The following is a 12,780-nucleotide window of genomic DNA, read 5'->3' on the forward strand; positions in this document are numbered from 1 at the left end:
CTCGAGCCGCTGGGAACCACGTTCTCGGCGGGGGGCATGCCGGACCGGGTCAAGTGCCTGCACGTGCTGATCGCGCATTCGCTGGCCAAGGGGCCCGGGGTGAATCCGTTCGGCGACGAGGCATTGGCGATTCTGGCCCGCGAGCCGGGGATGGACGCGGTGTTGGTGGGGGAGCAGTGGCGGTGAGGGCGGCCGCAATTGACTGCGGTACCAATTCGATCCGGCTGTTGATCGCCGATGCGTGCGACGGGCGGCTGCGCGATGTGCATCGCGAGACGCGCATCGTGCGGCTGGGGCAGGGCGTCGACGCGACGGGCGAATTCGCGCCGGAGGCGATCGCCCGAACCCAGGCCGCGTTGGCCGACTACGCCTCGCTGCTGCAGACGCACGGCGTCGAGCGGGTGCGGATGGTGGCCACCTCGGCCGCGCGGGATGTCGCCAATCGTGAAGTGTTCTTTGCGATGACGGCCGACGTGCTGGGCGCCGTAGTGCCCGGCGCGGTGGCGGAGGTGATCACCGGGGCGGAGGAGGCCGAGCTGTCCTTCCGCGGAGCGGTTGGCGAATTAGATGGTGGGGCAGCACCTTTCGTGGTGGTAGACCTGGGCGGCGGCTCCACCGAGATCGTGCTGGGCGGTGACTCCGTCGTGGCGAGCTACTCGGCGGACATCGGCTGTGTGCGGCTGACCGAACGGTGCTTGCATTCGGATCCACCCACGCTGGACGAGGTGGAGGCGGCCCGTCGGGTGGTGCGCGAGCGGCTGGACGTCGCGCTCGGCGTGGTGCCCGTCGAAGAGGCCCGGACCTGGGTGGGGCTGGCCGGAACGATGACCACGCTGTCCGCGCTGGCGCACAACATGACGACGTATGATTCTGCGGCCATTCATCTTTCGCGCGTGTCGGGGGCTGACCTGCTGGCGGTGTGCGAGCGATTGATCGGCATGACGCGATCCCAGCGCGCCGCGCTGCCGCCGATGCACGAGGGCCGTGCCGACGTGATCGGCGGCGGCGCAATCGTGGTGGAGGAGTTGGCGCGCTCGCTGCGCGCCCGCGCCGGCATTGACGAGCTGATCGTCAGCGAGCACGACATCCTGGACGGCATCGTGCTGTCGATCACCGGCTGAGTCACATCCGTCACTTCAGTCGCTGGCTGGAGGGAATGCACTATTTGTCCACCTCGCAGCGACAACTCCTTTGTCGTACCCGTATGCCACGGTTCGCTCATGAACCAACTTCATGGAATTGAGCTTCGGTACGTGCTGACCCTCCATTTGTGGCAGCATGGGCCGGCGACCGTCACCGAGATGATCGATGCGCTTGACTGGCATGGTTTTTGCGTCCGAGGCAGGCCGTCGAAAGCGATCTCGGATGCCCTGCGTTGGGAGATAGAACGGCGCCGAGTGCGGCGGTTGCGCCGCGGCCTATATGGACCGGCGTACATCCCACACGCAACCGAATACCGGATCATCCACCGGGTGCGGGCTTTGCGGGAAGCCGCCAAGTTGTCGCTATTAGGTGGACAAATAGTGCATCATCCCCCGGCCGGGGACGGAAGTGACAGATGTGGACGGAGTGACCCAATGAGTGTGAACTGAGGGCTTCCAACGTGCACTGGTGATTTCACGCCTCGAACCGGTAACCCATCCCCGACTCGGTCAACAAATGCTTGGGATGCGACGGGTCGTCTTCGAGCTTGCGCCGCAGCTGCGCCAGATACACTCGCAGGTAATGGGTTTCGGTGGCATACGCCGGTCCCCACACCTCCTTCAGCAATTCCTCGCGGCCGACCAGCTTGCCCCGATTGCGAACCAGCACCTCGAGCATGCCCCATTCGGTCGGGGTGAGATGCACCTCAAGACCGTCCTTCGTCACCTTCTTGGCGCCCAGATCGACGGTGAACGCCTCGGTCTCGATCACGGGCTGATCCAGTTCCGACGCAGCCGCGTTGCGGCGGACCGCGGCGCGCAGCCGGGCCAAGAACTCGTCCATCCCAAAGGGTTTCGTGACGTAGTCGTCGGCGCCGGCGTCCAGCGCCCCCACCTTGTCCGATGAATCGGTGCGCGCCGACAACACGATCACCGGCGCCGACAGCCAGCCACGCAGGCCGGCCAGCACCTCGATGCCCGATATGTCCGGCAGCCCGAGATCGAGGATCACCACGTCGGGTTTGTGCTCGGCCGCCGCCCGCAGCGCCCCGGCACCGGTCGCCGCGGTGACGACCTCGTATCCGCGCACCGACAGGTTGATTCGCAGCGCCCGCAGGATGTGCGGCTCGTCGTCGATCACCAATACCCGGGTCATGTGGCGCCGATCTCGGCGGGTGCGGCCAGCTCCACCACGACGGTCAGCCCGCCACCCGGTGTGTCGCCGGCCGCGATAGTGCCGCCCATCGCCTCGACGAAGCCGCGCGCCACCGACATGCCCAGGCCCACGCCGGTCGTGTTGTCGTGATCGCCCAGCCGCTGAAACGCTTCGAAGATCTGATCCTCGGTACCTTTCGGGATTCCGGGACCTTCGTCGATGACATTGATCAGGACCCGATCGCCCACCCGTCCCGCGTTCACCCGAACCACACAGTTGGGCGCGTACCGCAGCGCGTTGTCGATCAGGTTGGCAAGCACCCGTTCCAACAGGCCGGCGTCGGCCAGCACCACCGCGTCACCGACGTCGACCTTGACGCGGTCGATGGCCGATCGATAGAACCCGGTGGCGCCCTTGCCGATGCTGACCAGGGCGCGCTGCACCGCCTCCTCCAAATACACCCGGCGCAGGTCCGGACGCACCACGCCGGCGGCCAGGCGCGAGGAATCGAGCAGGTTGCCGACCAGCGCGGTGAGCTGGTCGATCGACTCCTCGATGGTGGCCAGCAATTCCGCGGTGTCAGAGGGAGAAAAGGCGACGTCTTCGGCGCGCAGGCTGGAGGCGGCGACCTTGGCCGCCGCGAGCGGCGTGCGCAGGTCATGGCTGACCGCCGAGAGCAGCGACCGCCGCAGCTCGTCGGCCTGCACGATCGCCTGACTGCGGCCGGCTTCCTCGGCCAGCTCGCGCTGCCTGATCAGACCCGCGGCCTGCCTGGCGACCGCACCGAGCACCCGGCGGTCGCGCGCGGACAGCTTCCGGCCGGCCATCAGCATCCAGAATTCGTCGTCGCCGACCTCGATCGCGGTATCGGCGGAATCCACACTCACGCAAGGATCGTTTCCCGCACACGCCACGATGTCGCTCTTTTTCCCGTGGGCGCGTTCCTCCCCGCTCGGCTCCCGCAGCATGCTGACCGCACGCTGGGAGTATGTCTCGCGCACGCGTTCCAGCAGCGTCTCGAGATCGGCGCCGCGCAGCACCGACCCGGCGAAAAGCGTCAGCAGTTCGGCTTCCTGGGATGCCTGCCGCGCTTCGCGGGTGCGCTTGGTGGCGCCGTCGACCAGTACCGCGACGGCGACCGCGATCAGCAGCAGCACCAATTCGGTTATGGCGCTATTGGGTTCGGCGATGGTGAAGCTGTGCCGCGGGGCTATCAAGAAGTAGTTCAGCAGCAGCCCGGAAAGCACCGCCGAAAGCACCGCCGGCGCAACGCCTCCCAGCAGCCCGACCAGCAGCACCCCCACGAAGAACAGTGCGCTCTCGCCGCCGTTGTCCAGGTACCGGTCCAGCAGCGTCACCACGACGGCGCAGATTGCCGAGGGCACGATGACGGCGGCGAGCCACGACGCCGCGCGCCGCTCGCGCGCCGACAACGTCGCCGTCCGGAAGCCGCGCTTGGATTCCTCATGGGTGACGAGGTGCACGTCAATCTTGCCCGAATGCTCGACCACCGTCGGGCCGATGCCCTCCTCGAAGATGCGAGCCCACCGCGACCGCCGAGACGTGCCGATCACCAGCTGGGTGGCGTTCATCTCGCGCGCGAAATCCAACAGGGCCGTGGGTACGTCGTCACCGACCACGGTATGCATCGACGCGTCGAGGCTGTTCGCCAGCTCCCGGATCTTGCTCATCCGGCGCTCCGACAGCCCGGCCAGCCCGTCACCGCGGATGACGTGTACCACCATCAGCTCGGCGCTCGACTTCGACGCGATCCGGGATGCCCGGCGTACCAACGTCTCCGATTCGGGACCGCCGGTGACCGCCACCACGACTCGCTCGCGCGCCTCCCACACGTCGGTGATCTTGTTTTCCGCCCGGTACTTGGCCAGCGCGGTGTCCACCTGATCGGCCAGCCACAGCAGAGCCAACTCCCTTAGCGCGGTGAGGTTCCCGCGGCGGAAGTAGTTCGACAGCGCCGCGTCGACCCGTTCCGGGGCATAGACGTTGCCGTGGGAAAGTCTGCGGCGCAAGGCCTCCGGGGTGATGTCGATGAGCTCGACCTGCGATGCCTGGCGCACGATCGAGTCCGGTATCGTCTCCTGCTGCTCGATGCCGGTGATCTGCGCGACGACGTCGTTGAGGCTCGCCAGGTGCTGGATGTTGACGGTGGAGATCACCGTGATCCCCGCATCGAGCAGCTCTTCCACGTCCTGCCAACGTTTTTGGTTCTTGCTGCCCGGTGTGTTGGTGTGCGCGAGTTCGTCGACCAGCACCACCTGCGGATGGCGCGCCAGCACCGCCGGCACGTCGAGCTCGGGAAAGCTGCCGCCGCGATATTCGACGTAGTGGGGCCCAATGAGCTCGATACCTTGAAGCAGTTCGGCCGTTTTGGCGCGGCCGTGGGTTTCGACCACGGCCGCCACCACGTCGGTGCCGCGCTCCAGGCGCCGGTGCGCTTCCCCGAGCATCGCGTACGTCTTACCTACGCCCGGTGCCGCACCGAGGTAGATGCGTAGCTCGCCGCGCTTGGGATGGTGGTCGGTCGTGCCCACGTCAACCATCATCCCCCTTGGGGCTAGCTCGGGACTGGATACTGGCGGTCGAGTTGCAGGTTGAGCTGCAAGACGTTGACCGTTGGCTCGCCGAGAAACCCGAGGGCGCGACCGTTCCGGTACTGCGCGACGACCGCGCGTATCTGGTCCGGACCGACATGCCGGGCCGTGGCCACACGGGCGATCTGGATTTCGGCATAGGCCGGCGAGATGTCGGGGTCCAGGCCGCTGCCGCTGGTGGTGACGGCGTCGGCGGGCACGGCCGGGGTGGCGGGCGCGGAGCCGCGGACGGGGACGATCTGGCCGATCGAATAATCCTCTCCAGATGTGGGGCCGTACTTCGCGCAGTCGACCCGCACGCCTTCGTAGAGGTTCAGAAACGGCGCCGGCGTCGTCTGGCACGGCTCGTTGACGCTGACCACCCGGGTGGGGTGGATGACGTTGCCGCGGGCGTCACGCGGGCCCATCACCGAGAGCACCGCGCCGACGCCGCCGCCGGTGCAGAACGGGCGCGACCCGTCGACATGCTCGAGCTTGCCCACCGCCGCGCTGCGCGCGCATACCTGCGTCAGCAGGCTGGGCTTGAACCCGGCATCCGACGCGGACTTGCCGGCCGCCAGCAGCGACGGGTCGGCGGCAGTGTCGACGATGTTTTCCGGCCCGAGGTTGCTCGCGCTCGTCGACAGCGGGTCATAGCCGGTGCCCGCCGCCGAGGGTCGGCTCTGGAAGTACTGCGGCAGCGGATTGCCGTCCTTGTCGGTGAACAACTGACCGATCAGCCGGCTGCCCACCGGCTTGCCGTGGGCGGTCAGGATCGACCCTTCGGCCTTGTCGTGCAATCCGGGAATCTGCCCCACCAGCCAGACGAACGCCGGGTAGGCGAGGCCCGCGATCACGGTCATCACCAGCAGCGCGCGGAAGGCCGCCCAATGCATGCGAGCGAAATTGGAAAACTTCATGTCAGGACATCCCTGGGACGAATTGGACGATCAGGTCGATGAGCTTGATCCCGATGAACGGGGCGATGATGCCGCCGAGGCCGTAGACATAGAGGTTGCGGCTCAACAACTTTGACGCGCTGCTCGGTGTGTAGCGCACGCCGCGCAGCGACAACGGGATCAACAGCACGATGATGATCGCGTTGAAGATCACCGCGGACAGGATCGCGGACTCCGGACTGCGCAGCCGCATGATGTTGAGCAGATCCAGGCCGGGGAACAGCGCCACGAACATCGCCGGGATGATCGCGAAGTACTTCGCGATGTCGTTGGCGATCGAGAACGTCGTCAAAGCGCCCCGGGTGATCAGCAGCTGCTTGCCGATCTCGACGATCTCGATCAGCTTGGTCGGGTCGGAGTCGAGATCGACCATGTTGCCGGCCTCTTTGGCGGCCGAGGTGCCGGTGTTCATCGCCACGCCGACGTCGGCCTGGGCCAGCGCCGGAGCGTCGTTGGTGCCGTCGCCGGTCATCGCGACCAGCTTGCCGCCCTCCTGCTCCCGCTTGATCAGCGCGAGCTTGTCCTCGGGCGTGGCCTCGGCGAGGAAGTCGTCCACACCGGCCTCCTCGGCAATCGCCTTGGCGGTCAACGGGTTATCGCCGGTGATCATCACCGTCCGGATGCCCATCCGCCGCATCTCGTCGAACCGATCCCGCATGCCTTGCTTGACGACGTCCTTGAGGTGGATGACGCCGAGCACCCGCGCCTCGCCATTGGCACATTCCCCGACGACCAGCGGGGTGCCGCCGCCGGCGGAGATACCGTCGACGATCACGCCGAGCTCGGGCGGTACGTTACCCCCTTGCGCACGTACCCATTCCGCGACCGAGTTGGCCGCGCCCTTGCGCAGCATGGTTCCGTCGACCCCATCGAGATCGACGCCCGACATCCGCGTCGCGGCGGAAAACTCCACCCAGTGGGCACGGGCCAGTTCGCCCGGGGTGCGCGCGCGCAGGCCGAAATGCTGCTTGGCGAACACCACGACCGAGCGCCCCTCCGGTGTTTCGTCGGCGAGGCTGGACAGCTGCGCGGCATCGGCCAGCTGCTCCGGCGAGACCCCGTCGACGGGGATGAAGGCGGCCGCCTGCCGATTGCCCAGCGTGATGGTGCCCGTCTTGTCGAGCAGCAGCGTGTTGACGTCGCCGGCGGCTTCCACCGCGCGCCCGGACATCGCGAGCACGTTGCGCTGCACCAGCCGGTCCATGCCGGCGATGCCGATGGCGGACAGCAGCGCGCCGATCGTGGTGGGGATCAGGCACACCAGCAGTGACACCATGACGATCCCGGTGACCCCACTTGCGTTGAGCGCCTGACTATCTGGGACACCGGGGTTGTTTGCCTTCGAGTAGATCGCCAGGGGCTGCAGCGTCGCGACGGCGAACACGAAGATGACCGTCAACGCGGCCAGCAGGATGTTCAGCGCGACCTCGTTGGGCGTCTTTTGCCGGTTGGCGCCCTCCACGAGGGCGATCATCCGGTCAATGAAACTCTCGCCGGGCTTTTGGGTGACCTTGACAAAGATGCGGTCGCTCAGCACGGTGGTGCCGCCCGTGACGGCCGAACGGTCGCCGCCGGACTCCCGGATCACCGGCGCCGACTCGCCGGTGATCGCCGATTCGTCAACGGAGGCAATGCCTTCCACCACGTCGCCGTCACCCGGTATCACCTGGCCGGCTTCGACCACCACGATGTCACCCCGTTGCAGCAGCGGCGCGGCGACCTCCTCCTCGACGGCGGGGGCGCCGGGCGCCCAGTCTTTGAGTCGCCGCGCCGGGGTCTGGGTCTTGGCGCGCCGCAGCGTTTCCGCCTGGGCCTTGCCCCGCCCCTCGGCCACCGCCTCCGCGAGGTTCGCGAAAAGCACTGTCAGCCATAGCCAGACGACGATCAGCCACGCGAACCAGGTTTCGTTGGTGATCGCCAAGACGGTGCTCCAGGCGGCGCCGATTTCGACGATGAACATCACCGGGTTGCGCCATAGGGTCCGTGGGTCGAGTTTGCGCAGCGCATCGGGCGTCGAGCGCCACAGCATCTTCGGGTCGAGCAGGCCGCCCTGCACCCGTTTCGTGCTGGCGGGGGTGCCCGAACTAGTGCGCCGCGTCTGCTCGGCCGGATCGATCGCGGTCGCGGTCATCAGTGGATTCCTTCCGCTAGGGGCCCGAGCGCCAGCATGGGCAGGAACGTGAGGGCGACGAGGATCACCGTGACGCCGGCGACCATTCCGACGAACTGCGGCCGGTGAGTGGGCAGCGTGCCCACCGATACCGGTGTCATGCCCTGCTTGGCGAGCGAGCCGGCCAGGGCCAGCACGAGCACCATGGGCAAAAACCTGCCGAAGACCATGGCCAGCCCCAGGGCGGTGTTGTACCAATCGGTGTTCACACTGATTCCGGCGAACGCCGACCCGTTGTTGTTGCCCGCGGAAGTGAACGCGTACAAGACCTCCGACAGCCCGTGCGGGCCGCCGTTGAGCATCCCGGCGCGCTCGCCCGGCAGCGCCATCGCGACGGCGGTGCCGGTCAGCACGATCAGCGGCGTCACCAGGAAATAGCTTGCTGCCAGCTTGATTTCGCGGGGATTGATCTTCTTGCCGAGGTATTCCGGTGTGCGGCCGACCATCAGCCCGGCGACGAAGACGGTGATCACCGCCAAGATCAACATGCCGTAGAGGCCAGAGCCGGTGCCGCCGGGCGCCACCTCGCCTAGTTGCATGTTGAACATCGCCATCATGCCGCCGAGGCTGGTGTAGGAGTCGTGGAACGAATCGACCGCACCGGTGGAGGTGAGCGTCGTCGAGTCGGCGAACACCGCGGAGTTGGCGACGCCGAACCGCTGCTCGACACCCTCCATCGCCGCGCCGACCGACGTCGGCACGGTGCCGTGGTGCTGCAACTGGAACCACAGCATGAGCGACATGCTCAACGCGTACAGCGACGCCATCACCGATGCGATCGCGTAACCCTGCTTGGTGCTGCCCACCATGCGCCCGAACGTGCGCGGCAACGAGAAGCTGATCACCAGCAGCAGGAAAATCTCCAGCCAGTTGGTCCACGGCGTCGGGTTCTCAAACGGGTGCGCGGAGTTCGCGTTGTAGAACCCGCCGCCGTTGGTGCCGAGCTCCTTGATCGCCTCCTGGCTGGCCACCGGTCCGCCGGTGATCGTCTGCTGGGTGCCGCCGAGGGTGCTCGCCACCTGGTCATGCGGGTGGAAGTTCTGGATCGCACCGCCCGCGATCAGCAGGATGGCGCCGACGATCGAAATGGGCAGCAGGATGCGGAGCACCGTGCGCACCAGGTCGACCCAGAAGTTTCCGAGGTCGCCGGTGCGCTTGCGGGCAAACCCGCGCACCAGCGCGATCGCCACCGCCATGCCGACGGCGGCCGAGACGAAGTTCTGCACCGCCAGCCCGGCCATCTGCACCAGATGGCCCTGCGTCGACTCACCGGAATAGGCCTGCCAGTTGGTGTTGGTGACGAAGCTGACCGCGGTGTTCCACGCCAGCGCGGGCGTCATCTTCGTGGCCGGATCGTGCAGATGCAGCGGCAACACGTCCTGCACCAGCTGGAACGCGAACAGGAACAGGATGCTGATCGAGGAGAACGCCAAGACGCTGCGCGCGTAAGCACCCCACGTCTGCTCGGAACGCGAGTCGACACCGATCAGTCGATAGATCACCCGCTCGACGTACAGGTCCTTCTCCGACGTGTACACCCGGTACATGTAATCGCCGAACGGCACATGCACCACGACCAGTGCCACGACGAGAACGAGGAGGAAGACCACCCCTGCTGCTGTGGTGCTCACTAGAACCTCTCCGGAAACAACAGGGCGCAGCCCAAGAACAGCGCAAGGACGATGGAAAGCACCAAGCCGACGACGTTTTCGTAGCTCATAGTCGCTCGACCAACTTCTGCGCCAGGCCGAGGACGGCGAACACCGCAACCGTCAGCAAGACGTAGACCAACACGCCCATCTTGTCTCCGTTCTGCGCCAGTCAATGCACACACTTGATGACCTCATCGAGTCAGCGGCAGCGCAGTCCTCGGAAAGGCAGGTCAGCTTGAAGTTAGTGGGGGCACGTTGGACACGGGCTTTGGTTGACACTTTCCTAACAACGCCGCGGTGCCTCTTTACGTTTTCCTTACGCCCGAATCTCCCCGCCGACAGTCGTCGCCGATCCGGTAAATCTGGCAGACAAAGTGCGAGTAAGGGCCTGCAGGATTACAGGCTCGGCGCAGGGTGGGCTAACGCGGGTCAGGCGCTATCGGTGACCGGATCGCCGAGCATCGGAAGCCGCACGCGGAACACCGTTCGCCCTTCGGTCGATTCGGCGGTCACCGAGCCGCCATGGGCCTTGACGATCGAACTCACGATGGCCAGGCCCAGCCCGATGCCCGACCCGTCGGACCTCGAGCTGTCCGCGCGGACGAAGCGCTCGAACAAGCGGGGCAGCAGAGCATCGTCGATGCCGGGGCCGTCGTCGGCCACGGTCAGTTCGGCATAGGGCGGCTCGGTGCCCTTGCGGTGGCAGGTGATTCCGGTCGTCACGGTGACGCCCGGCGGCGTGTGCAGCCGAGCGTTGCTGAGCAGATTGCTCACCAGCTGGTGTAGCCGGGCGTGATCGCCGCGGACCCACACCGGTTCGTCGGGCAGATCCTTGACCCAATGGTGCGTCGGCGCCGCGACCGCGGCGTCGTTGACGGCGTTGACGGCGAGGTCCGCCAGGTCGACGTCTTGGGTCTGCAGATCCTCGCCCTCGCCCAGGCGGGAGAGCAGCAGTAGCTCGTCGACGAGCAGCGCCATGCGCCGCGCCTCGGATTCGATGCGGGCCAGCGCGTATTCGGTGGTCGGCGGTAGGGCCTCGCTGTCCTGGCGGGTCAGTTCGGCGTATCCCTGGATGGCCGCCAGCGGAGTCCGCAGCTCGTGGCTGGCATCGGTGAGGAATTGCCGCATCCGCAAGTCGGATTCGGCGCGATGCGCCAGCGCGCTATCGACGTTGTCCAGCAAGCGATTCAGCGTGTGCCCGACGATTCCGACCTCGTTGTGGGGGTCGGCATCCTCCGGTCGCAACCTGACGCTGATCCGGTGATCGCCATCGGTGAGCGGCATCGCGGCGACTTCGGCGGCGGTCGCAACGAGCCGGCGCAGCGGGCGCAGGGTGACGCCGACCACCCAAATGGTGAGCCCCGCGGTAATCGCCAGTGCCGCCGCGATCAGCGCTGACGTGGTGAGCTGTTTGCGAACGATGATCTGGTCGGCGCGGGCCAGCGACACACCGACGACCAGCAGGTCGGCGCCCTCGACGCGGCTGTCGACCCGATAGGAGCCGAGGCTGCCCAGCTTCGCGGTGCGCGGTGGGACATCGGGCCACGGCTCCGTCTCGAGCGCACGGACCACGTCGGGCGGCGCCGGTCGCGCTTCGGCTTCCGAAAAGACCGCCGAGCCGACCACCACGCCGTCGTGCAGCACCGCGATCAGGTTTCCCGGTGTTTGATCGGTGAACTCCAGCATCGCTTGTGCGATCGGCTCGCCTCGTTGCGCCGAAGAAAGTTCGCGATTGCTATATCTGATGTACGAATTGCTCAGGGCGTCAAGGGATTGCGCGACGTCGGCGTCGCTCATCGCGGTGACATAGCCGCGCAGGCTCAGCACGGAGACGATTCCGACCGTCACCAGCACCACGCTGACGACTGCCAATACCCCCAAGAGCAACTGGCGGCGCAACGAACTGGGTAACCACCGAGGAAGATCCCTGGATGCCAGCTCGCGCGTCATTCCGGCGACCGCAGCATGTATCCGACACCGCGAACGGTGTGGATCATCGGGTCCCGGCCGGAGTCGATCTTCTTCCTCAGATACGAGATGTACAGGTCGACGATGCTGGTGCGCCCCGCGAAGTCGTAGTTCCAGACCCGGTCGAGGATCTCTGTGCGGCTAAGCGCGCGACGTGGATTGCGCATCAGGAAGCGAAGCAATTCGAACTCGGTCGACGAAAGCGAGATCGGCGTGCCGCCGCGGGTGACCTCGCGGCTGGCCGTGTCGACGTGCAGGTCACCGACTCTGAGGGCTTCGGCGGCGGGCGGCGTCTGCTGCGTCGAGCGGCGCAACAGCCCGCGCAGCCGGGCGACGAGCTCCTCGAGGCTGAACGGCTTGGTCATGTAGTCGTCGGCGCCGGCGGTGAGACCGGTGACCCGGTCCATGACGGAATCGCGTGCCGTCAGAAACAGCGTCGGGGTGTACGCGTCGGATTCGCGGATCCGCTGCAGGATTCTGAGCCCGTCCACGTCGGGCAGCATGATGTCGAGGACCAGCACGTCGGGGTTCACCTTGTCGAACTTGGCCATGGCCTCGCGCCCGTTGTGGGCGATGTCGACGACCCATCCTTCGTAGTGCAGGGCCATCTTCACCAGGTTGGTCAGAGCCGGCTCATCGTCCACCAGTAAAACCCGGATCGGTGAGCCATCCGGGCGGTAGATCCTGGGCAACTGTCCAAGAATGGCCTGGCGAGGCCGCTGGCTGCCCGTGTATCCCGACGTTGCGGTCATGTTCTTGAATTCTCGCAACCTCACATGTCAATGTCACGGACTTCATAGAGTTCTCAAATAAAACTCCCTCCCATCGCACACGCCGGGAGTGGGGGTAAGCCGCGTGTCTAGGTGCCGAATCCCTGAGCGGGAGAGGAGATGTTTCCAATTGGATTGGGGTGCATAGCCGTTCGTGGCGGCGGGCCCGAAAGCATTGTGCGGCTGGACAAACGACGGGGCCGCACACCGATCGGTGTGCGGCCCCGGTCTGGAAACTGCGTGTCAGGCCCAGCTGGAGCCGACGGCGCTGTCGGTGCTGGCCATGTTGCTGCCGGCGCTTTGCACCTTCTGGCCGTGGGAGTTGGCCTGCTCGTAGATCACCTGGAAGTTACGACCCAACTGGGTGATGAA

Annotated in this window: 11 protein-coding genes and 2 pseudogenes; 3 read left to right on the forward strand and 10 right to left on the reverse strand. The window is 66.4% G+C overall.

Annotated features, from left to right (window positions below):
* The 3 genes and pseudogenes from A5764_RS25270 to A5764_RS29600 all read left to right on the forward strand — a co-directional run.
* Positions 1–186: DUF501 domain-containing protein (locus A5764_RS25270; protein WP_156664876.1), on the forward strand; the 186-nt coding region annotated here is incomplete at its 5' end.
* Positions 177–1,121, forward strand: a complete 945-nt coding sequence (locus A5764_RS25275) for a Ppx/GppA phosphatase family protein (RefSeq protein WP_067119012.1) — start codon at positions 177–179, stop codon at positions 1,119–1,121. The genes A5764_RS25270 and A5764_RS25275, both read left to right, overlap by 10 nt.
* Before the next feature lie 99 nt (positions 1,122–1,220).
* A pseudogene (locus A5764_RS29600) lies at positions 1,221–1,499 on the forward strand (hypothetical protein); the annotation flags it as partial.
* A gap of 118 nt (positions 1,500–1,617) precedes the next feature.
* On the opposite strand, the gene A5764_RS25280 reads toward A5764_RS29600, so the two are convergent.
* The 10 genes and pseudogenes from A5764_RS25280 to A5764_RS25320 form a co-directional block, all read right to left on the reverse strand.
* Positions 1,618–2,298 (reverse strand): response regulator, encoded by a 681-nt coding sequence (locus tag A5764_RS25280; RefSeq protein ID WP_067119015.1) that lies wholly within the window; start codon positions 2,296–2,298, stop codon positions 1,618–1,620.
* Entirely contained in the window at positions 2,295–4,862 is a 2,568-nt protein-coding gene (locus A5764_RS25285; RefSeq protein ID WP_067119018.1) for a sensor histidine kinase KdpD, read from the reverse strand. Before A5764_RS25285 ends, A5764_RS25280 begins: the two co-directional genes overlap by 4 nt.
* A gap of 11 nt (positions 4,863–4,873) precedes the next feature.
* The gene (locus tag A5764_RS25290; protein WP_067119021.1) at positions 4,874–5,809 is read right to left on the reverse strand and encodes a potassium-transporting ATPase subunit C; all 936 of its coding nucleotides are present in this window, start codon (positions 5,807–5,809) and stop codon (positions 4,874–4,876) included.
* Between the two features lies 1 nt (position 5,810).
* Positions 5,811–7,979, reverse strand: coding sequence for a potassium-transporting ATPase subunit KdpB (kdpB, locus tag A5764_RS25295; RefSeq protein ID WP_067119024.1), 2,169 nt, complete (start codon positions 7,977–7,979; stop codon positions 5,811–5,813).
* The gene (gene kdpA, locus A5764_RS25300) at positions 7,979–9,649 is read right to left on the reverse strand and encodes a potassium-transporting ATPase subunit KdpA (protein ID WP_067119027.1); all 1,671 of its coding nucleotides are present in this window, start codon (positions 9,647–9,649) and stop codon (positions 7,979–7,981) included. The genes kdpB and kdpA overlap by 1 nt, the downstream gene beginning before the upstream one ends.
* Positions 9,649–9,738 carry a potassium-transporting ATPase subunit F gene (locus tag A5764_RS28605; RefSeq protein ID WP_156664877.1) on the reverse strand — a complete coding sequence of 30 codons (90 nt, stop codon included), beginning with the start codon at positions 9,736–9,738 and terminating at the stop codon, positions 9,649–9,651. The genes kdpA and A5764_RS28605 overlap by 1 nt, the downstream gene beginning before the upstream one ends.
* Entirely contained in the window at positions 9,735–9,818 is an 84-nt protein-coding gene (locus A5764_RS30185) for a potassium ABC transporter ATPase (protein WP_156664878.1), read from the reverse strand. Before A5764_RS30185 ends, A5764_RS28605 begins: the two co-directional genes overlap by 4 nt.
* A gap of 281 nt (positions 9,819–10,099) precedes the next feature.
* Positions 10,100–11,620, reverse strand: a complete 1,521-nt coding sequence (locus tag A5764_RS25310) for a HAMP domain-containing sensor histidine kinase (RefSeq protein WP_067119033.1) — start codon at positions 11,618–11,620, stop codon at positions 10,100–10,102.
* Positions 11,617–12,390 (reverse strand): response regulator transcription factor, encoded by a 774-nt coding sequence (locus tag A5764_RS25315; RefSeq protein ID WP_067119035.1) that lies wholly within the window; start codon positions 12,388–12,390, stop codon positions 11,617–11,619. Before A5764_RS25315 ends, A5764_RS25310 begins: the two co-directional genes overlap by 4 nt.
* 261 nt (positions 12,391–12,651) lie before the next feature.
* Positions 12,652–12,780: pseudogene (locus A5764_RS25320) on the reverse strand (type VII secretion protein EsxI); the annotation flags it as partial.

It is taken from the genome of Mycobacterium sp. 852002-51057_SCH5723018 (assembly GCF_001667035.1).
In the GTDB taxonomy this organism is placed as follows: domain Bacteria; phylum Actinomycetota; class Actinomycetes; order Mycobacteriales; family Mycobacteriaceae; genus Mycobacterium.

What these genes read in the sequence shown, in the direction of transcription:
- A5764_RS25280 (WP_067119015.1), bottom strand. Translation starts at nt 2,298, where the DNA reads ATGACCCGGGTATTGGTGATCGACGACGAGCCGCACATCCTGCGGGCG.
- A5764_RS25285 (WP_067119018.1), bottom strand. Translation starts at nt 4,862, where the DNA reads ATGATGGTTGACGTGGGCACGACCGACCACCATCCCAAGCGCGGCGAG.
- A5764_RS25290 (WP_067119021.1), bottom strand. Translation starts at nt 5,809, where the DNA reads ATGAAGTTTTCCAATTTCGCTCGCATGCATTGGGCGGCCTTCCGCGCG.
- kdpB (WP_067119024.1), bottom strand. Translation starts at nt 7,979, where the DNA reads ATGACCGCGACCGCGATCGATCCGGCCGAGCAGACGCGGCGCACTAGT.
- A5764_RS28605 (WP_156664877.1), bottom strand. Translation starts at nt 9,738, where the DNA reads ATGAGCTACGAAAACGTCGTCGGCTTGGTGCTTTCCATCGTCCTTGCG.
- A5764_RS30185 (WP_156664878.1), bottom strand. Translation starts at nt 9,818, where the DNA reads ATGGGCGTGTTGGTCTACGTCTTGCTGACGGTTGCGGTGTTCGCCGTC.
- A5764_RS25310 (WP_067119033.1), bottom strand. Translation starts at nt 11,620, where the DNA reads ATGACGCGCGAGCTGGCATCCAGGGATCTTCCTCGGTGGTTACCCAGT.
- A5764_RS25315 (WP_067119035.1), bottom strand. Translation starts at nt 12,390, where the DNA reads ATGACCGCAACGTCGGGATACACGGGCAGCCAGCGGCCTCGCCAGGCC.